Source organism: Streptomyces sp. NBC_00322, assembly GCF_036147535.1.
Taxonomy (GTDB): domain Bacteria; phylum Actinomycetota; class Actinomycetes; order Streptomycetales; family Streptomycetaceae; genus Streptomyces.
Genome location: NZ_CP108019.1, coordinates 369337 through 391886, shown reverse-complemented (window position 1 = coordinate 391886; position 22550 = coordinate 369337). Strand labels below are relative to the sequence as shown.

Below are 22550 nucleotides of genomic sequence, written 5' to 3'. Positions count from 1 at the left end.
CGAGCATGGTGTATCCCGGCGGTGTGAAAGCCCTCGACGACGTCTCGCTGAGCGTCGGCACCGGCGAACTCCTCGCCATCCTGGGCCCGTCGGGCTCCGGCAAGTCCACACTCCTCAACATCATGGGGACGTTGGACCGGCCGACCAGCGGCGCCGTCGAGATCGCCGGGCAGAACGTGTCGGTGCTCTCCGACCGACGCCTTTCCGCGCTGCGCGGACGCCTGCTCGGTTTCGTCTTCCAGCAGTTCCACCTCACCGACGGTCTGACCGCAACCGAGAACGTCGCGACGGGCCTGCTCTACGCAGGGGTGCCGCGCCGCCGGCGCCGCCCGCTCGCCCTGGAGGCGCTGGCCCGGGTCGGTCTGGCTCACCGTGCCGGGCATCTGCCGCGCCAGCTGTCCGGTGGTGAGAAACAGCGCGTCGCCATCGCACGCGCACTGGTGCACAACCCCGCCCTGGTGCTGGCCGACGAGCCCACCGGCGCGCTGGACAGCGCCAACGGCCGGGCCGTACTGGACCTTCTGACCACACTCAACCGCGAGGGTGCCACCATCGCGATCATCACCCACGACTCGGACATCGCCATGTGCCTGCCGCGCCGGGTGGAGATCCGCGACGGCCGCCTCGTCGCGGACACACACGGAGAGAACGGGGCATGAACTCAAGGTCCACCGCCGATTCCACCGCCCGCCTTGCCCTTACCGCGGCGCATACCAGACCTGTACGGCTGAGTCCGCTCGACATCCTCGGTCTGGGCCTTCTCGGCATCCGGACGCGCACGATGCGGGCCGCGCTGTCGGCGCTCGGCATCTCGATCGGCATCGCCACCATGATCGTCGTCACCGGCATCCCATCCTCCAGTCGGCAGGCCCTGATGAACCAGCTCACCGCCTTGGGCACCAACATGCTCCAGGTACAGCCGGAACCCGACCAGAAGCCGCCGGTCCTGCTGTCGTCCGAATCGGTCGACATGGCCGCCCGAATCGGTCCCGTGACGGTCGCGAGCGCCGTCGCCAACACCCACTCCAAGGTTCACCGCTCCGATCGCGTCGACCCGGACGACTACGCGGGCCTCACCGTCCTGGCGAGCCGGCTCGATCTGCTCCCCGCTCTCAACGCGAGCGTCCGCTCGGGATCGTTCCTCACCCCCGCCACCGGGAAGTTCCCTGCCGCTGTCCTCGGCTCGGTCGCCGCGACCCGGCTGGGTATCGAGTCCGTGCGCCCTGGGCAGCCGAGCCCGCAGATCTTCATCAACGACCGCTGGTTCACGGTTGTCGGCATCCTCGCCAGGACACCGCTGTCGCCCGACATCGACCGTTCCGTCCTCGTCGGCTGGGACGCCGCTCGCGCTCAGTTGCACTTCGACGGGCATCCCACAGTCATCTACGTCAAAGCCAGGGAGAACGCGATCGAAGCCGTCCGAGCCGTCCTGCCCGCCACGGTCCACCCGCAACTGCCCGGCATGGTGCGGGTGAGCCGTCCGTCCGACGCCCTGGCCGCGAAGCGCGCCACCGAATCCAACTTCTCCGCCCTCTTCCTGGGCCTGGCCGGGGTTGCGCTGCTGGTCGGCGGTATCGGCGTGGCCAACACCATGGTCATCTCCGTCCTCGAACGCCGCCGGGAGATCGGCCTGCGACGCGCTCTGGGCGCCCACCGGGGCCAGATCCGCAACCAGTTCCTGACCGAGTCGGTCATCCTGTCCGCACTCGGCGGACTGGCCGGCGTCGTGCTCGGCGTCCTGGCGACCGTCGGCTACGTCACCTACCAGCACTGGCCTGTGGTCATCCCGATCGCCTCGGTGACCCAAGGCTTCGGAGGAGCCCTCCTCGTAGGCGTGATGGCCGGCGTCTACCCCTCCATCAGAGCATCCCGTCTCACCCCCAACGAAGCCCTTGCCTCAGCCTGAAGCCCGTCCCCACACGCCGCTCCCGAGCCACCGCTCCGCCGAAGTGGGACAACAAGGGCACTGAGAGCGGTGACGCGTCGATCTCGGTGGATCCAGGCGCGCGTTGCTGTCGCGCCGAAGGAGGAGGGAGAGCCGCGTCGGGATGGCAGCGGCCAGTTGTGGCAGCACTGCGGTGAGCACCCGCACCGAGCCTGCCTGGAGCAGCAGCCCGACGCTGACCACGGCGACCAGGGCGAGCGCGCTCGCACCCCGGGAGGCGCTCAGGACCAGCAGAGCGGCGGTGAGCACCGTCGCGGTCAGCACGCTGAGCAGGGTGAGCAGCGCGTTCCTGCGGCTTACCACGGTGGCCACGTCCGCACTGTCCAGTGGCGGCCTTTCGACGGTGCTATCCGCAAACAGTCGGGAGAGGCCTGAGGCTGCCCCGAACGCCGGCTCCTTGCAGATGGGCACCCTGCATACTCGGTTCCGCAGACAGCCGCAGGTGGCGCCCGATGGGGCACTGTCGTGACGGTGCTCTGCTGGGCCCGGTCATCCCCAACTGCCCTATGACCGAAGCCTGGTTGTGCGAGGTGGTGTCAGCGCTGATCACAGCCATGCCGCCGAGGTGGCCAGGCAGGGCGGCACCTGTCCAGGGTGCCAGGGCATCTGCGATGTGAGCCGGGGCACCGAGGAGGGCGGAGAGGTGCCCATAGTGGGTGGTGCCCCAGCGGTCGGTGACAGCGGTGGCCTGGAGGAGTGAGGTTGCCTTGGACGGCTCCCGCCAGGATCGCGAGGACGACCAACAGGTTTACGGGGCCAGGGATGAGGGTCGCGGTGGTCGTGCGCCGAGCCCGATGAGTGCGTGTTTCTGAGCCCGGCATGGCAATCGGAGATTGACTGTTCGGTACTGCGGGTGCTGGAGGCTACGTCACTGTGACCGGGGCGCTCATGGGACGGCCGCCGCCGATGACGAGGGCCGCAGGTGGCCCAGCAACTCCGTTGGAGCAGGAGCGGCAGGAGCCGCGTCGTACCAGGCCGACAACCCACCACCCCCGATGACACCAACCCCAGCCACCACAACCCCAACTCACAATGTCCGCGGCGGCGGCCAGGACAGCCCTGCCGTGGCTCGATGACGGAAACCGCTCAATGATGGTGATTGAGGGGACGGCGACCGAAGGAACCTTCAGACCTGGGACGGTTTCCATGACGATCGATTCGAAATACGCCTGGGAGCAGCACAGCCCGTTCGAGGAACCTCGGACGAGAACAGCGCCGAAGGCCGGCGGTCGCAGTGCCCCTGAATGGGACAGTGCAGCGGTGGGACGCATTCTCGGCGCTTGAGCCTGGGGCGCGTTCGTCTTCACGGTCGCGGCCGGATCCGCCGTCTTCATCATTCTGGCAGCCACCTGCCACATGTGAACTCCCGCCCCTGCCGGACGCAGCCGAATCCTCTTCGATCCGGAATCCCGGCAGGGGCGGGACTCCGCTCACGTGCGGTGCGTCGGAAGAGAAGAGGGGTCAGATGACAGAGGAGTACGCTCAGTTGTCCCTGAAGGGCATTCTCGCTCTGTTCGAACCCTACGAAGCCAGACTCCTCACCCCTGAGCCGCAGGCCGACGTCCAGGTGACCGCACACGCGGTCCTGGATCTAACGGAGCAAGCCGGGCCCCTGCACCGGGGCGCTCTTCTGATCGCGGTCGGAATCTCTCCCGCCGACACCGCACTGCTCGACGCACTGCCCGCTCTCGCCGAGGCGGGTGTTGCGGCGATCGCGCTGAAAACACGTGGTTCACGGGCCGAGCCGCTGGTCGAGAGCGCCACCGCGGCGGGAGTCGCCGTGGTGGACATCGCCGAGGAGATCCCCTGGCGGCATGTCGACGCCCTGCTGGGCGCCGCCATGGGCGAGGTCCGGCATGGCACACCCAGCTCCTCCCCGGCTGACGCGGGTGTCGGTGAGCTCGCGGCGCTGGCCGATGCCGTGGCGGCGAGGGTGGGCGGTGCCGTCACGATCGAGGACCCGCAGAGGCGGGTGCTCGCCTACTCCAATCTCCCCGGCCAGCCGATCGACGACCTGCGCCGCGAAGCCATCCTCAGGCGGCAGGCTTCCGATGACTTTCTGCAGGCGTGGCGACGAGTCCAGGTCACCCAGGGCGTGATCCGGATCGACGACCTCTCCCCTTTGCCCCGCCTCGCGGTGGCCGTGCGGGCGGGAACGGATCTGCTCGGTTCCATCTGGGCGCTCCAGTCCCCGGGTACACGGTTCAGTCCCGAGACGGAGCGAGTTCTGTGCGGGGCCGCCCAGAGTGCGGCACTGCAGCTGCTCAGGCTCCGCCATGCCACGCACCGGGAACGCCAGGCGCGCGGTGAACTGCTGCGCGCCCTGATGGCCGGTGAGCTCGACCCTCCGCCGTCGGTCAGGCTCGGCATCGAGCGCGGCCGCATGACCGTACTCGCCTTCTGGCTGCCGTCCTCGCCGGAGACCCCCGCCGATGTCGTCGGCCTTCAGGCGGCCGACCTGGTTGCCGCCTGTGCCGAGACGATGGCACCCCGCTCCTCCTGTGTGGTGGAGGGCGACGTCGTCTACGCCCTGCTTCCGCTGCCGGACGAGCTGCCCGAAGCCCACGGGGCGGTTGCGCTGGCCAGGACCGTCCTGGGCTGGGCAGAGGCGTCCTTGCGTGTCCGGTTGCGCGCGGGGATCGGCTCGGCCGTGGCCCACCTCACGGAGGTACCGCGCTCACGTCAGGATGCCGACCGGGTGCTGTCCGTGCTCGCAACAGGGCATCACGGCTGCCGGATCGCGTCCATCGAGGACGTACGCTGCCAGGCGATCCTGCTGGAGCTCGGCGACACCGCCGTCCACGACCCCCGGTTGCGGCTGGGCTCGGTGGCCGCGATTCTGCGCCATGACACGGAGAAGCAGGCAGAGTACGCCAAGTCCCTGCTGACGTACCTCGAGGCGTTCGGTGACATCGCCGTCGCCGCGGACCGGCTCCATGTGCACCAGAACACCCTCCGGTATCGCCTGCGCCGGATCACGGAACTGTTCGGCGTGAATCTCTCTGACGCCGACGAACGCCTCGTGCTCTGGCTGCAACTGCGGCACCTGTGCCGGGCCCGGCATCAGAAGAAGCGCCATGCCTGCTGAGGAACTCCGCTGCACGTCCGCATCTCGATCGGTGTTCCGTTCGCGGTTTCAGGGCCTCTCACGTCCAGGCACATTCCCTGGTACCCGACGAGGCTGCTGTCGGACGTGAGACTCCATTGCTGGGCCGGAGTGTCCGCGCAGGACCACAGCTGCACCGGGGTACCAGCTTCTTCCGTTCGCGGGCCGCGTCGCACCTCGAGACACTTGCCGGCCAATCCCTTGATGTGCCCGTCGCCGGTCAACACCCATCGTTCTTCTGGGACGTTGATGCAATCCCACAGCTGGAACCCCGTCCCGTTGTCGAACGACGGACCGTGGACGGTCATGCACTTGCTCGCAGAGAGACTTTGTAGTTGAGATGTGACCGTGGCGGTCGCGGACGAAGCCGGTGTGGTGGCTGTTCGTGTCGTCGACGGAACGGGGGAGCTGGAGTTCGCGGGCGAACTCGCCCGAATCGTCGGGGACTTCGTGCCGACTCCCGCGCTGGCGTTCTGGTTGTCCAGCCTGGATTCCAGAAAGGCCATGGATCCGGCCGCGGCCGCGATCACCGCGAGCACCATGAGTGCGCGACGGACCGAACGCGGGGGAGAGCTGTCGCCTGGGCGGTGCTCCCACGGACTGGTGAGTGGCTCGGTGGCGGACGTGTCGACCTCGGTCGGTTTCGCCCCGCGGTCGCCGTGCTCTCCGGGCCGGGGGGCGGTGTCCTCCGCGGCGGGGGCGGCGTACTTGGCGCGCGCCGCCTGGAGGCGGTCCAGGAAGGCACCGGCGTCCGGGGGCCGGTCCGCGGGTTCGCTGGAGGTGGCACGCGTCAGCAGACGTTCGACGCCATCTGGTGGGTTCTCGCCGAAGATTCCGTAGAGGGTGACCGCCGCCGAGTAGACGTCACTTCGGGGGTCGGGTTGCCGACCCCGGCCCAATTCCGGGGCGAGGTAGCCCGGTGACCCCGCCGGCGCGTTGAGCGTGTGCCGGTCGACAGGTTTGGCAATTCCCATGTCGCACAGGACGGCCCTTCCTTGCCGCAGGAGAACGTTGCCGGGCTTGATGTCGCGGTGAATGTGACCCTGCCGGTGGATCTCGGCCAGGCCCGACAGCACGTCCTCGGCGAGTTCGAATGCGTCCTCGTCCGACAGGGGAGGGCTGCGGTGCAGTCGATCGTCGAGCGACTCGTCGCACAATTCTGTTGCGATCCACGCCGAACCATCGGCCGGTGCATCAGCCCACAGAAAGCGAACGATGTTCGGATGGCCTGACAGCCTACGGTGCAGGGAGCATTCTTGCCGAAATCTGATGCGTTCGTCCTCGGTGAGTGACCGCTGCCAGACCTTGAGCGCGACGACATCGTCGAATGTTGTGCTTCTTGCCCGGTGGACGACCGAGGAAGAGCCCCTGCCCAAAACGCCCAGAGTCACGAAATTGGCGGGCCCCAGGGGCACATGACGATCCTGCCCCGGTATGGCACGCTCAGCCATCCGTGAACTCCTCCGCGGGGAGCCGTTCCACATCGGCGGCCGTGATCCGGAAGTGCGAGACGAGTATCTGCGCGACCTCGTAGTAGTCAGGCAGAGCAAGTGCCCGCCGCCGGTTGCCCTCCTCCGCGCCCCGGTCTTCGGTGGTTCCCGCCCGGGCCTGTCCGAACGTCCACAGCCCGCGGCGCAACTGCGGATCCGAGGGTATGCCGAGTTGTTCCTGCTCCCGGACCAGTCGCACCAGCAAACGGTCCTTCAGCTCGGGAGAGGCATCGGTGTAGTGCGTGCACAGCTCGCCGACCAGCATGCGGACCTTCTTGAGGCTCGGTTCACCGATGCGTGACATCACTTCGCGGTACGAAGCCGGCAAATACCCGCCGGCAAGGAGCGGCTCGCACAGAGCTGCGGCTATGTGCCGCAGATGGCCGGGGACTTCGGGGACCCTGGAGAGGGTGGGGTTGTCCAGGCCGTAGGTGAACATCTCGGGTGCGGGCTGGTTCACCTGGCGTACCTGAAGTTCGCAACCGTCCGGACCCAGCACGGTGCACACGGGCCTGGGAATGCTGCGGGCGTCTCCGCGTGCCAGCTCGTCACGGCGGCGTCGCAGTGGCTGTTCCGGCGGCATATGAGGTATCCGCAGGTGGAGCTCGTGCGTCGTGGACAGGTTCCGCAACCACAACTCGCCCTCCATCCGCCAGATTCTTCCGGCGACCCGGGAGAGCTCGCGGCCGTTGAGCGCTGACCAGATCACTATGTCGCACGAGGTGTCGTCCCTGCCGAACAAACGGGAATCGCCCTCCTTGGCGAACTCGAATACGATGTCGGGTTCACCTGTGTAAGTCACTGTTAAGAACGGCTCAGTCATGGACCTGTTCCCCTCGTGCAACAGTGCGCCAAGCCTAGCCCAAAGGTTGCCTTGGTCTGTCGTTGTCGGAGAGCAGGACGCCGCTCACCTGAGAGGCTCTGAACGGGCAGTTGGCACCATTTCTGAACGTTCCCCAGGTATGGCCGTACCGGTCCCGTCGCTGGCGACGTGACGCGTGCCACACCGGCCCCTGGGGGGCGCCCCTATGGGTTTCGTCAACCCATAGGGCTGGGTCGGGGGCCGTAAAAGGTGCCGTCGCGGAGCATCGCGAAGAGCACGTCGGCTCGTCGTCTCGCGAGGCAGAGGAGGGCTTGGCTGTGGTGCTTTCCCTGGGCGATCTTCTTGTCGTAGGGCCTTGACCCAAGGCCCGGGTAGTTAAGGCATTCGTGCTGGTGGCAAGCGAGTTGATGGGAGTCGGCGCCGGAGCGAACATGAGCAAGGGAGCCCCGTTGGAGCATGTAGTCCGCCAAGACCGTCTGCTGTATGGAGCTCCGTTGCCTGCACGTCATTGTGCCCTGGCGACTGTCTTCCACGAGTTCACGGTGGCCGGGGGCCGGTTCGCTCCCGACCATCTGGGGAAGCTGACCCGGGTCGTGCCGTTCGATCTCGTCGACGCGGTGCTGGAAGAGACCTGCACGTGCAGCGCCGACTGCGCGACCTGCCCTCACGGGTCGGGGTCTACTTCCTACTTGCGATGTGCCTGTTCCCGGAGGTCGGCTACCGGCTGGTCTGGCAGAAGCTGACCGCGGGACTGCCCGGCTGAACGTGGCACAGGCAGCCGCCAGATCGGCGACTTGAAGCCCGATGATGCCGACGTCGGCAGAGGTCCCGGGCAAGGAAGGCAGTTCGAAGGCGAGCACGGTCATGGAGCCGCGCTCGATGCCGAGCCGGGCTGTCGGGGAAACGGGCTCGCCGGCCAGCAGGGAGCGCAACAGTTCGCTGCGGGCGCGGCGTTCCAGGTCTGTAGCATGGCGGACCCTGAGCAGGTGAAGCGCGGCACTCGTGGCGGCCTCGGTAAGGGCTCGTTCCGCATCGGGACCGAGCGTCTCAGTGGAGGATCCCACCGCCCAGATTGAGGCGAGCAGGTCTGCTCCGGCTCGCACTGCCACCGCGATGCGGGGCAGGGGCGCGCAGTCGAACCGGGGCATTGGGTCCTGACCGAACGCCAGAAGAACAGCGTCGCCATCGCCTCGAACTAACGACCCGGTCCGCGATTGAGGTCGCGGTGGGATTGGGTGGCTCGGGTTGAGATGCCCATGTGCCTGTTCAGAGCAGGCGGACTGAGATACTCCGGCCGTGGATGCTGGGGTGATGGGGAGCGGTACGCGATCGGACATGGCAGTGCCTGCACGGACTACGTCGGCGCACGCCGCGGGCTGGGCTCTGCGTTCTGCGGTGACAGCGGATGTCGAGGTGATCGCGGAGTTGCGGGCCACGGTCATGCGTGCGGACTTGGAACGCCTTGGGCGCTACGACGAGCACCGGGTACGGCAGCGGCTGCGGGACTCCTTCTCCCCGCAGCACACCTCGATCATCATGATCGACCGCGAACTCGCAGGATGCGTCACGGTCCTGCCCGCCGAAGGCAGGCAGTGGCTGGAGCACTTCTACCTTGCTCCGCACTGTCAGGGCCGAGGGCTCGGATCCGCTGTGTTGCGCACGGTACTGGAGCGAACGGACGCGCAGGGCATGACCGTGGGCTTGAACGTCTTGCAGGGCAGTGCCGCCCATCGACTCTACGAGCGCCACGGATTCGTCGTGGAAGCCCAGGACGCGATCGACGTCTTCATGATGCGCCCGCCGGGGGCGATGGCGAGCACTCCTGCGAAAGCCTGACCTGCGACGGTGCCACGGCCTCGACTCGGTCCGCGAGGCTGTCTTCTACGGCCGTGACGTGACAGCGGCCGCACGGGTTCTTCGTGTGTGACCAGGAAGTGGGCTCGTGCGGCCTTGTCCCATCCTGCCTTCTGCGGCGTCTCCCGTGCACATCTCGGCGATTTGATCGAGGAGTTGGCAGACTCGTGGCTGGCACAGTGCGAGTCGGCACTGCGTGAGCGGCGAGGTGCTGCGCGGCGACGGGCGGCCGGTGCTGGCCCGAAGTACGACCTGGTCTTCACCGACCGGGTGCTGGTCACCCTGGTCCACCTGCGCACGGGGCTCCCGCACGCTGCGCTCGCCGAGCTGTACGGCACGGCCCGTTCCACGGTCTCCCGCGTCATCGGCGAGATCCGCCCGCTGCTGGCGGCGCGCGGCTTCGCTGTCCCCGACCGCCCCGGGGTGCGGCTGCGCACCCTGGCGGACGTGTTCGCCTACGCCGAAGCCGAGGGGGTCCGCCTGAGGATCGACGGAGCCGAGACCCAGGTCCGCCGGCCCAAGGCCAACCGTCCCGGACGACGGGCCTGCGTCTCGGGCAAGAAGAAGCAGAACACCATCAAGACCACCACCGTCAGCGACGGCCAGGGCCGTCTGCTGTGGTCCGGCGCAGACCGGCCGGGCCGCATGCACGACCAGACCGCGATGCGCACCGAGGGCATCGCCGAGCAGTTCCGGCTCCGCCCGGAAGTGGGAGCCGAGGTCGACGAGGGCTACCGGGGTCTGGCCAACGAATTCCCTGACCAGGTCAGCGCCCCGCCGAAGAAGCCGAAGGACGACGCACCGCTCGGCGATCAGTACGCATGGCGGGAGATGCGCCGACGCCAGTCCTCGGATCGGATCTGTGTCGAGCACGCCCATGCCGAACTGCGGGAATGGCGGCCGCTCCAGCGTTACACCGGCCGGCGTGAGGACTACGCCGAGACCCATCGCGCGATCGCTTCACTGATCTCGGACCGCTCCGCCCGTCGGCCAACCCGCCGTAAGCCGAGCACCGAACTGGTTCTCGCCCGACAGGCGGCCTACTGATCAACCACCAGCCGAACCGCCAGGCCAGCACGCCCCGACCTCAATCGCGGACCGGGTCGTAATCATCCAGCGGCTGGACCAGGACCTTCACCGACCCGCGCCTTTGCGCCGCCATCGTCGACCGCCTCACCTTCAACGGCAACGTCATCGAAACCGGCACCGACTCCTACCGCCTCGCCACCACTCGCGCCCGCGCCGAACAACAGCAAGCGGCTGGCTGACTTGGCCTCGTGCTCAAGCGCGATCGGCCGGTACTTCAGCGTGATCTAGCGCGGAACCCCGGGCGTTCACGCCGGGGAGGAAGCGCTTTCTGGGCTGTGCTGACCCGCAGGTTTCCACGGGTCCGCACTGTTGGCGTGGTCTTGCTCAGTTCGGGTGCTTCTGGTTCTCGATGTACTCCTTGATGATCGAGAGAGGGGCGCCGCCGCAGGAAGCCGCGAAGTACGACGGCGACCAGAAGTGATCGCCCCAAAGGTAGGTGCGGAGGTGGGCAGGGAACTCCTGTCGGAGGCGGCGGGCGGATACGCCCTTGAGGGAGCCGACCAGTCGCGACAGGGAGACCTTCGGCGGATAGTGCACCAGCAGATGCACATGATCGGTCTCGCCGTTGAACTCGACCAGCTCCGTTTCGAAGTCGGTGCACACGTCGCGCATGACCTCTTCGCAGCGACGAAGGATCTCGGCGGTGAACGGCCCGCGCCGGTATTTGGGTGTGAAGACCAAGTGTGCGTGGAGGGTGTAGACGACCGTGCGTCCCCTGCGGATGTTGGGATTTGGCTCCCAGCGTGGTGACATAGATCAATGCTACGATCTTGCCCGTGAAGATCGTTACGCAGGTGAAGCTGATACCGGAGGCCGACCAGGCCGCCGGGCTGTCGGCGACCCTGCACGCGGTCAACGACGCCGCGAATTGGGTATCCGGTGTGGCGTTCGATCACGGCGTTCCGCGTGAGTACGAGCTGCGCAAGCACACCTACGCCGAGCTGAAGTCGCGGGGCTTGGGGGCGCAGGCCGCCCAGCACACGATCAAGAAGGTCCGGGACGCCTACACCACGCTGCGGGCGAACCTGCGGGCAGGCAACCTCGGCAAGCCGGGTTCGAAGCGCCGTCGGAAGGCAGAGTCCAAGCCGATCGCCTTCCGGCCCGATGCCGCGCAGCCGTATGACGACAGATGTTTGTCCTGGCAGTACGGCGCGCAGACCGTCAGCATCTGGACCACCGCCGGACGCCTGCGAGGCGTCCGCTTCGCGTGCTCCCCGGATGCCCTCAAGACGCTCCGTGAGCACCGCAAGGGCGAATCCGACCTCATCGAACGCGACGGCGTGTTCTACCTGGTCGCTGTGTGCGAGGTTCCCGAGGCCGAGCAGTACGAGCCCGATGGCTTTATCGGCGTGGACCTGGGCATCGCCAACATCGCCACCACCTCCACCGGCTGCAAGGCTGCCGGGCGTGGCCTGAACCGGCACCGTAAGCGTCAGCTCGACCTGCGCCGCACGTTGCAGGCCAAGGGAACCAAGAGCGCGAAGCGCCGGTTGAAGAACCGGCGGCGCAAGGAACAGCGGCACGCCGCGAACGTCAACCACACCATCTCGAAACTGATCGTGACCGAGGCTGAACGCACCTCGTCTGGTATTGCCCTGGAAGACCTGGGCGGCATCCGGCAGAGGGTACGGCTCCGCAAGCCCCGACGGGTCGCGCTCCACTCTTGGGCGTTCCACCAGCTCGGAACCTTCCTTGAGTACAAGGCACGCCGGGCGGGCGTCCCGCTGGTGTACGTCGATCCGGCGTACACCAGCCAGGAATGCGCCGAGTGCCATCACATCGAGAAGAAGAACCGGGTCAACCAGGCCCTGTTCATCTGCCGGTCATGCGGGGTCGTTGCCCACGCAGACCGCAACGCTTCCCGCAACATCGCCGCACGCGGCGAGGCTGCGTGGACTGCGGGGCGTGAGTCACGCGTCCCTGCCGCCACATAAGGGTGTCTGGACGGAGGAGCCAACCCAGCAGCCAGTTGGGCACTACCTCCAAGCCCGGTCGTTCACGGCCGGGTCAAGTTGACGGCCTCATCAACGATCTCCTCCGCAGATGCATCCTGGAGGTCTTCCGGGGGATGAAAGATCAGACCACTGACCCCAGGGTGCGGCACGTTCGCTTCGAGGAGCCGCAGGTAGTAGTCGCTCTCCGGGGAGGCAACGAGGACTCTGCGGACGATCTCGACGAGTTCGTCCCGCGTGATGCCTGCAACCGGGAGGCAAGCCGGCCGGGCCGCCTCCCTGGCAAACTCCTCAACGTTGCTGCTTCCGTAGTACTCGATGAAGTCGAAGGCTTCGTAATCGTGGCCGGTCATAGCATTGAACGCCCGGATCGCGTCGTCGGCGTCCTCAGAACGGTCTGCCACCAGGGCAGCGATCCGATCGATCTCGCAACTCAACTCATCCAGCCGTTGCCTGCTCACAGGCGGGGGCAGCAGCTCCGGTCTCAGGTCCACAGCCCGCACTATGTCCACCGGCTCCGACATGCCGGACCACTAGCCCTCTGGGTGCTGCCAGTTCTCATCAACATTTTCTGAGCATCTCGATCAAGAAACGATGCCAGGACCAACCAACATCCGCTCTCCGTTCTCACCTACGAAGCCACCCAGTCCTGGTCGTCCTTGCCCGGTTCGGGGCCGAAGAGGGTCAGGGAGCCGCCGCCGTAGTTCTTGTCCTTGAAGAACGTGCCCACGACGACGCGGCTGCTCGCGCCGGAGTCCGACATGAGCCGTAGTGTCTCCTCCCGGAGCCCTTGGAGCCCCGAGTCCTGGGAGGCCGCCTTCGGGTTGTCCGGCGCGTCTGTGATCTGTCCGTCGGACGCCGCGGCGAACGCGGCTGAGAGCTCGCCGTAGCAGGTCTGGGGTCCCGTATCGAGGTCCAGTACGCAGTGTTCGAGGGCGGGTTGATCCGCCGGGGCGGGCGGCGCGGCCGCCATGGCGCCCAGGCCCCTGGCCACGACCGCCGCCGCGGCCAGGGGACGCCGCGGGAGATTTCTGATCATTGCAGATTCTCTTTCCGTGGGTTCGCTTGCGGTCTGATCAAGCGCTTTCGTGTGGTCCGCGATGCTAGTGAGCTGCCTGCAGAAGCCTGCAATGATCAGGGGGTTCAAGTCTTTGTCGTCCGCCATCAGATGACCGCCGCACATTCGTGGCCGATCCCAAGCACCCGGCGTCTGCCGATCGAACGTCTCTACCAAGTCGGGCCCTTAGTTCGAATCCTGGACACGGGCTATGTGGCTCGGGCCAGGTAGCTGATGGTTCCTCGAGCGCCGTTTCGAAGGCGATCGGGCTGCGCTGCCCGAGCGGGGAGTGACGGCGCCCGGTGTTGTAGCGGTGCAGCCAGCGGAAGGCGTCGAGACGAGCCTCGCGGTCGCTGGACCGGCTCTTTCGGCCATAGAGCGTTTCCCGTTTGAAGGTCGCGTTGAAACGACTCGGCCAGCGCGTTGTCCGCCGAACTACCCACCGCGCTCATGGACGGGCGGACGCTGGCTTTCACACAGGCTGCGGCGAACGCAGCGGAGGTGTGTTGGGCGCAGTGGTCGGGGTGGATGATCGCGCCGGTGAGGCTGCCCCGGGTCCGCTTAGCCAGGTAGAGGAACGTCCCGTTCGCGAGCGGAAGACACGTGATGTCGCCGACGTGGTTCGTGTTCACCGCCTCGGCAGTGAAGTCGCGTCCGATCAGGTCGGGAGCCTTCGCCGCGGCCGGGCCCGGGATAGTTTCACTCGTTCGCCGCGGAGCTCGGCCGTGGCCCTGGGGACTCCGGACGTCCTGTCGGATTCCTGGTGCACCTTGCGTATCTTCGCGGTGAGCTTGGCGTCGGCGGCCTGCCGGGTCGCCCGGGCCGGAGCGGGCTTGCCCCAGTAGCAAAAGCTGGAGCGGGCGATGCCCAGGACCTGGCACAACCGCTTGACGCCGAAGCGGCGCTGGTGGTCAGCGACGAACTGGAAGCGGTTCACTAGCGCATCTCACCCGGCGGAATACTCGGTGGCGGAGAAGGGGAACGCCAGCGCGTCCGGCCAATTGGCAGCCGCCGTGTCGGCCTCGGCAGCCTCCGTGGCGGCGGAGGTTGGACAGCCACTACCCTACTGGCCGGTTCAGCACGGTCACCGAACGCGGTGTCACTCCGGACAGGCTCAACCCCGACACCGGGCGTTGGGAACGCCAACCGGCCTGTGTCAGTGTCGGACTGACCCGGACCATGAGCTCATAGAGCTCGCCGACCTCACCGACCGACGAGGGGGCTGCCTATTGCACACGCATGAGCAGCCCCGTCGTCCGGCGCTGGTCGTGGGGTGGCGGTGGCCTGGCCGGACAGCACCGCGAGGGCGGCGGTGCGGCGCATCGAGTGAGGCCGCCTCACACCGTTTCAGCCGAGGTGTTAGTCATCATGGTTCATGGTGAAGACGAAGCTTTCCGAGTTGTAGTAATCGGGCAGGTGCGCGAGGTAAGAGCCTTTGCGGGGCGGACTCTCGTTCGGCCAGTCCTCCGGGCCCAGCAGGTGCAAGGAGTAGTCACTCGATGCCACGGGAGGTACGAACTGCAGGCGGAACGCGCCTGAGTCTGCCACGGGGCTGATCCTCCACAGCTGCACGGTGTAGTGGGCTGAAGAGTGATCACCGCAATCGTTCAGGACGGCCCGCACAACGTTTCCGCCGCCGTCCGTACCGTCGAGGCACTTGCTGCTGCCCGAGTTGCGAAGCCGGTACGCGCCGGATGCGTCCTTGACCGTCTCCCAACGCTGCAGCTCCGTTGTCCGGCATTCCTCGAGGCGCAGCCAGGCCCCTGCGGCGCGGCTCTGCGCGCCGACGCACAGTCCGGTCCTTCTGTTGACGAGTTGGAAGCCGACGGGAGGGTCGTCCGGTGAGCGGGACGGGGCCGGGGAACGTTTCGCCGGGGCGGAGGTTATGACAACGGGAGCAGGGGGCTCCGTGGTGCCAGCGGGTGCGGATATGGGGGGCGTGAGGGTGACGCGGTCCTGGGGCGGACGGGTGGTGCTGGACGAGCCGTCCGTCATCGTGCTGGCGGCGACGGCGGCCGCCAGCACGATGACGGACGCCGCGACGACGACCGCGGCACGGGACTGCAGGACCGTCACGCCCCGGCTGCGGGGGTGCAGCCCAGGAGATGGGGAGCCTGGGCCAGCAGCGGTCATATCGGGCGCCGTCGGCCTCGGTCCCTCCGGGCCGGTGTCGGCGGTGCCGGTGCGGGGAGTGACTTGGTTCTCTGCCGCGTCCAAGAGAAGGCCGGTGAGGACTGCGTGGCTTCCGCTGCGAAGGATGGCGAGGTCAGCCCGGATGCCTGAGCAGCTCCGGCAGGCTGCGGTGTGGCGGTCGAGGACGCTCGACTGGTCGGAGACACTGCCCTGGACCGTGTCATCCATGACGGCCATCAGATGCCGGCAGGTCCGGCTCGGAGCCTGTGCGGTATAGGCACGCAGGTAGGCCTCGCACAGCTGGGTTCGGGCCGACCGGACGAAGGCGGCGTCCCGGCCAGGTTGCTCCGCGTGGAGGGGCCCGGATGGTCCGGAGACTTCGGCCAGTTCGGGGCACAGGGCCTGTTGCGATGCCGGGGACAATGTACGGAAGGCGCTCAGGACCAGGGGGTCGTCGTCGGCAGCGGTCGGGATCACGATGCTCCTTGTCCAAGTACGCACGAAAGCCGCGATGTTCGGAGAGGGAGCCAATGAACCGGCTTGCCGAGGGCGGGGCCCGGACGAAGCCATCCCCACGAGGGGACCGCAGTCCGGGAACACGGACGGTATCTCTCCTGGGCCTCTACAGTGCAGGCGAGTGAGGCATGTGGCGTCAAGTACGGAATTTTGTACCGGGGTTGGCCCGCGCCCCCTCTTCGACGCTTTGATCCGGTTCGGCGCAAGGGCCCCCGGGAGGCTGTCCCTCCGCCCATACGGTCGTGCGGTCGTGGGGATGCACTGGGCAGCCGGAATTCGCGGGCGAGTTTACGGCCGCCGCGCAGCGGCTGGGCCGGGCTGCACGCTTCCGCAGTGCAGCCCGGCCCAGCCTCAGCTCCCTAGCTTCCGCAGTGGGCCAGGCTCTAGCAGGCGCCGAGGTCCTGCCAAATGCCCCATTCGCCGGTGGTGCCGGGCTCTTCGCCCTGGGTCCACCACTTGGCCTTCCAGGTGTGGCCGTTGCGGGAGACCTGCTTGTCGGCGGTGTACGTGGCGGCTCGGTCCCACGCGGCGGCCGAGCTAGGCCGACGGGGTCGTCGGAGCAGCACCGACCCTGACGAGCGCCTGCACGCCAGCCTCGCGCACGTCCTCCAACGCCCGGCCAAGGGCGAGATCGCGCGCATCATCCCCTCAGGCCGGCCGCGCATCGTCCCCTCCGGCGGGCGGGGACGTCGGAGGCGGAGTCGTCGGAGGCGCGGTGGACAGCGTGCCTCCGCAGTGGGCGTTGGCCTCGTCAGGGGTCATCGGCCGGGTGCGCTGGGTCACGCTGCCTGCGTCCCCCTTGGGCCCTGTTGCCGTGAAGGGCAGGTACCAGTAGTAGTGGTCGTAGTACCGCTTCCGGAAGTGGAGTTCGTACCGGCCCGAGACCTCCACCAGGGTCGGCTCGCGGTTGATCCAGCCGACCCTGCCCGCGGGCACGTTGATGGCGGTGGTCTGCGACTCCGTGTGCGCCTTTGCCCAGCTGTGCGAGAACGATGTCTGGATCGAAGCCGTGAAGATGTCGAAGAAGCCGACACCGGCGGTCATGGTGACACCGATCGTGTTGGTCTCGGTGTCGGTGTCCGACCAGCTGACGTTCATCGTCTGCGGAATGTCCGTGCAGTTGAAGACACTCGTTCCGACCTGGTGACTCTCGCCCTTGACCTCCTTCTCCGGGCCGTCAGGGTGGAAGGCGCATAGGCTGGTGCCGTTGTCGCACTGCTCCAGCAGCTCACGTGGGGACGGGACGTCGTCGGCCTGTGCGGAGGACGCGATCAGGATCCCGCATATGGGGACGAGAGCCGCCGCGAGGATCGCGGTGCGGATTGATGTACGCATGAAGCCTGTTCTCCTCTTGGGTCGATCAGGTCCGATCCGGGAGCTCGGGTGTGATGCGGACCGGATCACCGGTAGGCGATGGAGCTGGTGCGGTCGTTCATGTACGCGCCGATGTCGGGCGTGTTGTTCCGGTACGCGCCGTCGCGGTCACCGCCGAAGTTGTCGTCGGAGTAGAGCTCGATCCAGCAGTTCGCCCATGGCTGCAGCGAGGTGATGATGTCGTTCCAGCCCGGCGGCATGGTGGGCGTCCAGTGATCCTGGGCATTGTTGTTCCTGCACGGCATGTCGGCTTCGATGGTCAGGGTGGCGCCGCCGTAGTCCTTGTGCTCGAAGAACGTGCCTATGATGACGTTGCCGTTCGCGCCGCCGCCGCCGGCGGCGGCGTCTTCCATGAGCCGTGAGGTCTCCGCACGGAGCTCCTGCAGCGAGCCTCCGGAGGCTCCCTCCAGGTTGTCCGGCGCGTCGGTGATCCTGCCGCCCGATGCCGCGGCGAACGCGGCCGTGAACCCGTCGTAGCAGGTCTGGCGGCCCGTATCGAGATCCAGTACGCAGTGTTCGAGTGCTGATTGATCCGCCGAGGCGGGCGGCGCGGCGGCCAGGCCGCCCAGCGCTGCGGCCGCGGCTGCCGCGGCGGCCAGGGCACGCCGCGGGAGTTTTCTGATCATGAGCAGACTCTCCTCTGTGGGGGGGTGCGCTTGCTGTTGCATCAAGCGCTTCCTGCGCCCACCGTGGTGGTGAGCGGCCGGGAGAAAGCCTGCAACGATCAGGGGGCTCCGGTCTTTGTCGTCCGCCCTCAGATAGCCGCGCCAAATTCGTCGCCGATCCCTAAGACAAACGGCGGCGCAGTCCACCGGTCCAACTGACCTCAACCATTTCGCGGGCGGGAACCTGACTGGCCGCCCCCAGGGATATTTGCTGTCCGCATACAGACACTGCCTGTCCAGAGTGGGCGTGCCGGTGTCCGGTCCGATGGGGACGAGAACCGCGATCTGGCTGGTCACCCGGGGCAGGCCGGCCACCAGGTACAGCGCCAGGGCCACCACGGCGGCCGAGCCGGTGAGGCCCGCGTGCAGCGCCGTCAGCGGCACCACGCACAACGCGGCCACTGCGGTGACCAGTTGGAGGACGACGGTGGACGGCGCCGGCAGCGCCACCTGCCCTGCGAGCGCGCCGAGCGCGGCGGAGACCGCGACCAGCACCGGGGTGGCCAGCGTCCCGTGCAGCGGTGCGCCCAGTCCGGCGCAGGCCAGCAGTGGGCAGGCCGTCAGCGCCAGAAGCTGGCGGACCCCGCCTGGCAGCGGCCAGTTCTCACGGGTCGCGTACCCAGGCGAGCAGCGCCGAGGCCAGCGCGGCGAGCGCGAAGAGCCACATGGCCGGACCGGCCCGACCGGTGCGCCCCGAGCCATCCCGTGGCGCTGACGGTTACCAGCAGACCTGCCCCCAGCACCGCCTGCGCGTGGGGGCGGGCGCTCCACAGACCGCTGTGCTCACGCGCCGCCGTAATCTGTTCGTCCAGGTCGGTGACGGTCAGCTCGCTCCACTCGCCGTCCCGCTGGTCGCGCAGGTAGAGCGTGGCACCGTCCACGATGCCCGCGTCGGCCAGTGAGTCGCCGGGGGTAAGGAGGGAGCCCCTTACTCGGCCAGCGATCACCGGGAGGCATCGCCTCGGATTCGGGCTGGCCGCACAGGGCGGCGAGCCGAGGGGCGTACTCGGCGATCGGGGCCTGCGCCGGGGAGCGCGAGGTCGACGCGCCTGTGGTCACCGACGACGGTGACCCGGCAGCGTTCATCGGGCACGGACGATGCCTTCGGTGGTGTCGAGCTTCAAGGCCGCGGAGCCGTGGCGGGCCCCGCACGGCGCAGGGGGAGTCAGTGCCGCCAGGTGGATATGTTCGACCACTCGGCGTCGCTGTAGTTGTTCCAGTTCACGTGCATGGCGTGGGCGATGCGGCCGAGCACTCCGTCCGGTCCGAACAGGCCGTTGGCCGCCATGTCCCACTCGTTCTGCATGTCCTGGTAGTAGGTGGCGGCTTGGCTCTCCCGCCAGGCGTCCGCCAGCGGGGCCAGCTGGGCCTTGAGGCCCTGGAGTTCGCCGGAGACCTCGGCGGCCCTGGCGTTGAGCCAGCCGCCGGCTGCGGCGAGCCCTTCGCCCGCGTAGATCGGGGTGCCGTCGACATCGGCAATGACTCGCTCCTAGCGAGTGCCCCTGGATGGGCGGCGGAACACGTGGCTGTCAGGAGAAGTTGGTGCCTGTCGGGGGCTTGGGCACGTCATGGCCGAGCGCGTCAGGTTGTTCACGTTCTGCTGCTCGGAGTCCTTGTAGTTGACGTAATTGCCCTGCAGCCCTTGGAGATCCCCTCCAGGGCGTCGTGCGGCATCCGCGCGTAGATGTCGTACTCGGCCATCAACGTTTGGATCTGGTTGTGGGCGATGCCCTGTCGGCTCGCCTCCAGGCTGGTCACGTACGTCTTCAGCTCGCTCAACTGCCCGGAGATCTCAGCAGCCGTGGACGCGGTGTTACTGGAGGCGTTGGCCAGGTACTCCGGTTTCACCCGGTAGGTCACACCGCCGACGCTCACGGAAGGCTGGTCAGCAATGGTGGTCCGCCCCTCTCGTTCGACACCCGTGTAGTCAAACACCGCCACGGCCCCGGCCGGGGCGTCGCGGACCCAAGTGAGTAGCGATTGAGCAGGTTCTGAGCTGCGGAGGATCGCCCGGCCCGCCGCGCGGTGGCCGCGTAGGTCAGCTCACCTGACGGCTCGGCAGGGCCGGATGGTGGGAGACCGCACACCCCGACGATCCGACCCCGTGTGTATAGGATGCGATAACTTGGGGAGGGGATCTCATGTACTTAGACCGTTCGGCCGGTCGGACGGCTGGCCGTCTCGGCGCCGCTATCGCAGCCTGTGTCGCCCGTGACCCCGCAGTTGGGAGGCCAGAGTGAGCCGGATTTCGGTCCGGGGATTTGCTGTGGCTTCAGCCACGGCGGTCACCGCTGTAGGCGCCGCTACTGGTGTGGTCTCAAGTAGCACCGGCCAGCCCGGAGGCGACGCCGAGGCGACGGCAAGCGACACGACGCTTCTCGCTGACATCCCGGGGGGTCAGCAGGCTCAGGTGCAGACCGCGTCCTTGACGCAGCAGGCCGACGCACAGGCCATCGCCGCCGACGCGAGCGCCAAGAAGGTCGCCGAGGAGACGGCCCGTAGGCAGGCCGCCGCTGACGCGGACGCCAAGCACAAGGCCGCGCAGAAGGCCGAAGAGGAAGCCAAGCAGCGCAAGACGGCCCAGGAGACGGCCAGCCGCTCCGCCACACGTGACGCCTCCAACTTCCCGGTCCAGAGCTCCTACACCATCGCGCAGATCCAGGCGATGGCGCGTGAAATCGTGGGCGCGGGCCAGTTCCAGTGCTTCAGCAACATCGTGGACCACGAGTCCACCTGGAACTATCAGGCGGCCAACCCTTCCGGTGCCTACGGTCTCGTCCAGGCATACCCCGGCTCCAAGATGTCGAGTGTGGGCGCCGACTGGCGGACCAACCCGGCCACGCAGATCAAGTGGGGCCTCAACTACATGAACGAGAAGTACGGCAGCCCGTGCCAGGCCTGGTCGTACTGGCAAACCCACCACTCGTACTAAGAGTCTCCCAACAGCAGCCGATTTTCGTGTGTCTGTCGGCTTGGATGCTCGTTGGTCCGGTCATGGGGAAGAGCGAGTCTCGTCCGTCCCGCGATGGCGGCCCAGTCGCTGCGAGGTCTCGATACCCTCGCGGGCGATGCGGTGGGTGATGCCGCGCTCGCGTAACCATCGCCGCGGGTGGGAGTAGTCGTAGCCCAGCTTCTCCTCGCTGGCCTAGCGCTCGCAGTAGCGGCGCAGCCGTGCTCGGCCGCCTCTGCAGCGGGTGGTGGAGCGGGACGGAGTGCGGCGCCGTGGCGGCGTGCACGGGCATGGCGAAGGCCCTGGAGCGGTCGATGAAATCGCCTCGTTCGGTCTGGGCCGGGTGAGGATCGACAAGGTGCCGCCGAACCGGCTGGCGACGCTTGCCCGTACGGGGTCATGGCAGCCTGCGGCCGCCATCGGGTTAATCGCGTAAACGGGCCGTTTGGTCGCGCGGAGGCAGGCAACCAGGAGCCTTGGTGAGTCTCGATCGCCACCGGCATGGGCTGCTCAACAACACGATCAACGGGGCGACGGGCAGGCCCGGCAGCGCAAGACTCATCACAGCGGCCGCTCTTTGCTTCGGACTTCGACTTCGAGAGTCGCAGACGGCCGCGCCCAATGTCCGGGAATCGGGCATCCCAGGGACAAGAGAAGATCGTCAAATTCTCGACCTTGTTGACCAACTGTGTGGTCTTCCATACGACGCTGGACGGCGCAGGCGGGGCCGTACAAGTTCGCGGACGTTTACCCTATCTGGCTGGCCGGTTCTGTCGTTTGAGTGACAGACCCGGCTGGTCCGTGACCTGCCGCCCGATCGTCCGCTCGGGTGCGTGCAGTCCCACACACGCCCAACCTTCGTCGGGTAGTGGGCCGTTGGCGGCTGTCATTGGTGGCGGTTGGGGGCGAGGGCGATCGCGGCGCGTACGCCGGGAGCGACGAGGGCGTGGAACAGGGCGTCGGCGCGGTCGGGGCTGTCGTCGTCGCTGCCGTGCTCGGCCCACCAGGCCATCGTGGCGAGAAAGGCTGCGACGACGAACTGGACGACGAGCTCGGTGGGCACGTCGGGGGCGGGGGCGGTGGGTGTCAGCGCCTTGAGCTCGTTGCGGACGAGGTCGGCCAGCAGGTGCTGCATCTCTCGGAGGACGGGCGCGCCGCTGGGCGAGCCGGTCAGGGCGCGTCCGAGTTGTCGCTGGCCCTGGACGTGGCGGAACATTTCCAGGCTGAAGCGGAACAGGCGCTCGGGGGCCCGGGAGCCGGGTTGCGGCTGTTCCAGGATGGCCCGCAGGTGGACGAAGCCGCTGCGCATCAGGTCCTGCTTGTCGGTGAAGTGGGTGTAGAAGGTCGACCGGCCGACGTCGGCGCGGTCGATGATGTCCTGCACCGTGACCGCGTCGTAGCCCTTTTCGGTCATGAGCGCGAGCAGCGCCTCGTGCAGTGCCCGGCGGGTGCGGCGTACCCGCCGGTCTGAGTCGTTCCTCACATTGGCTCCACTTCCCGAACGGATCTGTCGCGCGCGTCCGCTTCCGCATTCTTGGGCCCGGATTGCTTGTTGACCACACTGAACAGCACCTCTAATTATGGACGCGTTGTTCA

General features: G+C 67.6%; 22 protein-coding genes and 5 pseudogenes. 9 read left to right on the top strand and 18 right to left on the bottom strand.

What is annotated here, in order from left to right; all coding sequences use genetic code 11:
- Window positions 1-5: 5 nt before the first annotated feature.
- Together OG905_RS01785 and OG905_RS01780 are read left to right on the top strand one after the other, a co-directional pair.
- Window positions 6-659, top strand: coding sequence for an ABC transporter ATP-binding protein (locus OG905_RS01785; protein WP_328681982.1), 654 nt, complete (start codon window positions 6-8; stop codon window positions 657-659).
- Window positions 656-1906 (top strand): ABC transporter permease, encoded by a 1251-nt coding sequence (locus tag OG905_RS01780; protein WP_328665811.1) that lies wholly within the window; start codon window positions 656-658, stop codon window positions 1904-1906. The genes OG905_RS01785 and OG905_RS01780 overlap by 4 nt, the downstream gene beginning before the upstream one ends.
- Here the strand turns inward: OG905_RS01780 and OG905_RS01775 are convergent.
- Window positions 1898-2257, bottom strand: a complete 360-nt coding sequence (locus tag OG905_RS01775; protein ID WP_328665810.1) for a hypothetical protein — start codon at window positions 2255-2257, stop codon at window positions 1898-1900. The genes OG905_RS01780 and OG905_RS01775 overlap by 9 nt on opposite strands.
- A 2014-nt stretch (window positions 2258-4271) precedes the next feature.
- On the opposite strand from OG905_RS01775, the gene OG905_RS39015 reads away from it, so the two are divergent.
- Window positions 4272-5033 (top strand): PucR family transcriptional regulator, encoded by a 762-nt coding sequence (locus OG905_RS39015; RefSeq protein ID WP_443044052.1) that lies wholly within the window; start codon window positions 4272-4274, stop codon window positions 5031-5033.
- Here the strand turns inward: OG905_RS39015 and OG905_RS01760 are convergent.
- The 3 genes and pseudogenes from OG905_RS01760 to OG905_RS01750 form a co-directional block, all read right to left on the bottom strand.
- On the bottom strand, window positions 5009-6502 hold the full coding sequence (locus OG905_RS01760; RefSeq protein ID WP_328665808.1) for a serine/threonine protein kinase: 1494 nt from the start codon (window positions 6500-6502) through the stop codon (window positions 5009-5011). The genes OG905_RS39015 and OG905_RS01760 overlap by 25 nt on opposite strands.
- Complete coding sequence (locus tag OG905_RS01755; RefSeq protein WP_328665807.1) at window positions 6495-7364, bottom strand: FHA domain-containing protein; 870 nt, start codon at window positions 7362-7364, stop codon at window positions 6495-6497. The genes OG905_RS01760 and OG905_RS01755 overlap by 8 nt, the downstream gene beginning before the upstream one ends.
- A 215-nt stretch (window positions 7365-7579) precedes the next feature.
- A pseudogene (locus tag OG905_RS01750) lies at window positions 7580-7714 on the bottom strand (IS110 family transposase); the annotation flags it as partial.
- 287 nt (window positions 7715-8001) lie between these two features.
- Between OG905_RS01750 and OG905_RS39010 the strand changes: the two are divergent.
- From OG905_RS39010 to OG905_RS01730, 4 genes and pseudogenes are all read left to right on the top strand, one after another.
- Window positions 8002-8127: a transposase domain-containing protein gene (locus OG905_RS39010; RefSeq protein WP_443043878.1), complete on the top strand. Its 126-nt coding sequence runs from the start codon at window positions 8002-8004 to the stop codon at window positions 8125-8127.
- Between the two features lie 572 nt (window positions 8128-8699).
- On the top strand, window positions 8700-9200 hold the full coding sequence (locus OG905_RS01740) for a GNAT family N-acetyltransferase (protein WP_328665806.1): 501 nt from the start codon (window positions 8700-8702) through the stop codon (window positions 9198-9200).
- An 87-nt stretch (window positions 9201-9287) separates the two neighbouring features.
- Window positions 9288-10265, top strand: coding sequence for a transposase family protein (locus tag OG905_RS01735; RefSeq protein WP_328665805.1), 978 nt, complete (start codon window positions 9288-9290; stop codon window positions 10263-10265).
- 62 nt (window positions 10266-10327) lie between these two features.
- A pseudogene (locus OG905_RS01730) lies at window positions 10328-10486 on the top strand (ATP-binding protein); the annotation flags it as partial.
- Window positions 10487-10631: 145 nt separating this feature from the next.
- Here OG905_RS01730 and tnpA read toward each other — a convergent pair.
- Window positions 10632-11060 (bottom strand): IS200/IS605 family transposase, encoded by a 429-nt coding sequence (tnpA, locus tag OG905_RS01725; RefSeq protein WP_328665804.1) that lies wholly within the window; start codon window positions 11058-11060, stop codon window positions 10632-10634.
- Between the two features lie 23 nt (window positions 11061-11083).
- On the opposite strand from tnpA, the gene OG905_RS01720 reads away from it, so the two are divergent.
- Complete coding sequence (locus OG905_RS01720) at window positions 11084-12241, top strand: RNA-guided endonuclease InsQ/TnpB family protein (RefSeq protein ID WP_328681979.1); 1158 nt, start codon at window positions 11084-11086, stop codon at window positions 12239-12241.
- A gap of 62 nt (window positions 12242-12303) precedes the next feature.
- Here the strand turns inward: OG905_RS01720 and OG905_RS01715 are convergent, their stop codons facing one another.
- From OG905_RS01715 to OG905_RS01670, 11 genes and pseudogenes are all read right to left on the bottom strand, one after another.
- Window positions 12304-12783 carry a hypothetical protein gene (locus tag OG905_RS01715; RefSeq protein WP_328665803.1) on the bottom strand — a complete coding sequence of 160 codons (480 nt, stop codon included), beginning with the start codon at window positions 12781-12783 and terminating at the stop codon, window positions 12304-12306.
- Between the two features lie 107 nt (window positions 12784-12890).
- Complete coding sequence (locus OG905_RS01710) at window positions 12891-13298, bottom strand: hypothetical protein (protein ID WP_328665802.1); 408 nt, start codon at window positions 13296-13298, stop codon at window positions 12891-12893.
- A gap of 64 nt (window positions 13299-13362) precedes the next feature.
- A pseudogene (locus tag OG905_RS39005) lies at window positions 13363-13713 on the bottom strand (hypothetical protein); the annotation flags it as partial.
- A 261-nt stretch (window positions 13714-13974) separates the two neighbouring features.
- A complete protein-coding gene (locus OG905_RS01705) occupies window positions 13975-14253 on the bottom strand; it encodes a hypothetical protein (protein WP_328665801.1) in 279 nt (92 codons plus the stop codon).
- A 422-nt stretch (window positions 14254-14675) separates the two neighbouring features.
- On the bottom strand, window positions 14676-15926 hold the full coding sequence (locus OG905_RS01700; protein ID WP_328665800.1) for an RICIN domain-containing protein: 1251 nt from the start codon (window positions 15924-15926) through the stop codon (window positions 14676-14678).
- Between the two features lie 422 nt (window positions 15927-16348).
- Window positions 16349-16501 (bottom strand): annotated as a pseudogene (locus OG905_RS01695) (carbohydrate-binding protein); the annotation flags it as partial.
- A 112-nt stretch (window positions 16502-16613) separates the two neighbouring features.
- Complete coding sequence (locus tag OG905_RS01690) at window positions 16614-17300, bottom strand: hypothetical protein (protein WP_328665799.1); 687 nt, start codon at window positions 17298-17300, stop codon at window positions 16614-16616.
- 65 nt (window positions 17301-17365) lie between these two features.
- Entirely contained in the window at window positions 17366-18499 is a 1134-nt protein-coding gene (locus OG905_RS01685) for a hypothetical protein (RefSeq protein WP_328665798.1), read from the bottom strand.
- A gap of 65 nt (window positions 18500-18564) precedes the next feature.
- Window positions 18565-18951 carry a hypothetical protein gene (locus OG905_RS01680; protein ID WP_328665797.1) on the bottom strand — a complete coding sequence of 129 codons (387 nt, stop codon included), beginning with the start codon at window positions 18949-18951 and terminating at the stop codon, window positions 18565-18567.
- A gap of 218 nt (window positions 18952-19169) precedes the next feature.
- Window positions 19170-19460: a WXG100 family type VII secretion target gene (locus OG905_RS39000; protein WP_443044051.1), complete on the bottom strand. Its 291-nt coding sequence runs from the start codon at window positions 19458-19460 to the stop codon at window positions 19170-19172.
- A gap of 134 nt (window positions 19461-19594) precedes the next feature.
- Complete coding sequence (locus tag OG905_RS01670) at window positions 19595-19879, bottom strand: WXG100 family type VII secretion target (RefSeq protein WP_328665795.1); 285 nt, start codon at window positions 19877-19879, stop codon at window positions 19595-19597.
- A gap of 361 nt (window positions 19880-20240) precedes the next feature.
- On the opposite strand from OG905_RS01670, the gene OG905_RS01665 reads away from it, so the two are divergent.
- The gene (locus OG905_RS01665) at window positions 20241-20936 is read left to right on the top strand and encodes a transglycosylase SLT domain-containing protein (protein ID WP_328665794.1); all 696 of its coding nucleotides are present in this window, start codon (window positions 20241-20243) and stop codon (window positions 20934-20936) included.
- A 90-nt stretch (window positions 20937-21026) separates the two neighbouring features.
- Here the strand turns inward: OG905_RS01665 and OG905_RS01660 are convergent.
- Together OG905_RS01660 and OG905_RS01655 are read right to left on the bottom strand one after the other, a co-directional pair.
- Window positions 21027-21131, bottom strand: a pseudogene (locus OG905_RS01660) (IS5/IS1182 family transposase); the annotation flags it as partial.
- Window positions 21132-21840: 709 nt separating this feature from the next.
- The gene (locus OG905_RS01655; RefSeq protein WP_328665793.1) at window positions 21841-22437 is read right to left on the bottom strand and encodes a TetR/AcrR family transcriptional regulator; all 597 of its coding nucleotides are present in this window, start codon (window positions 22435-22437) and stop codon (window positions 21841-21843) included.
- Between the last annotated feature and the right edge of the window lie 113 nt (window positions 22438-22550).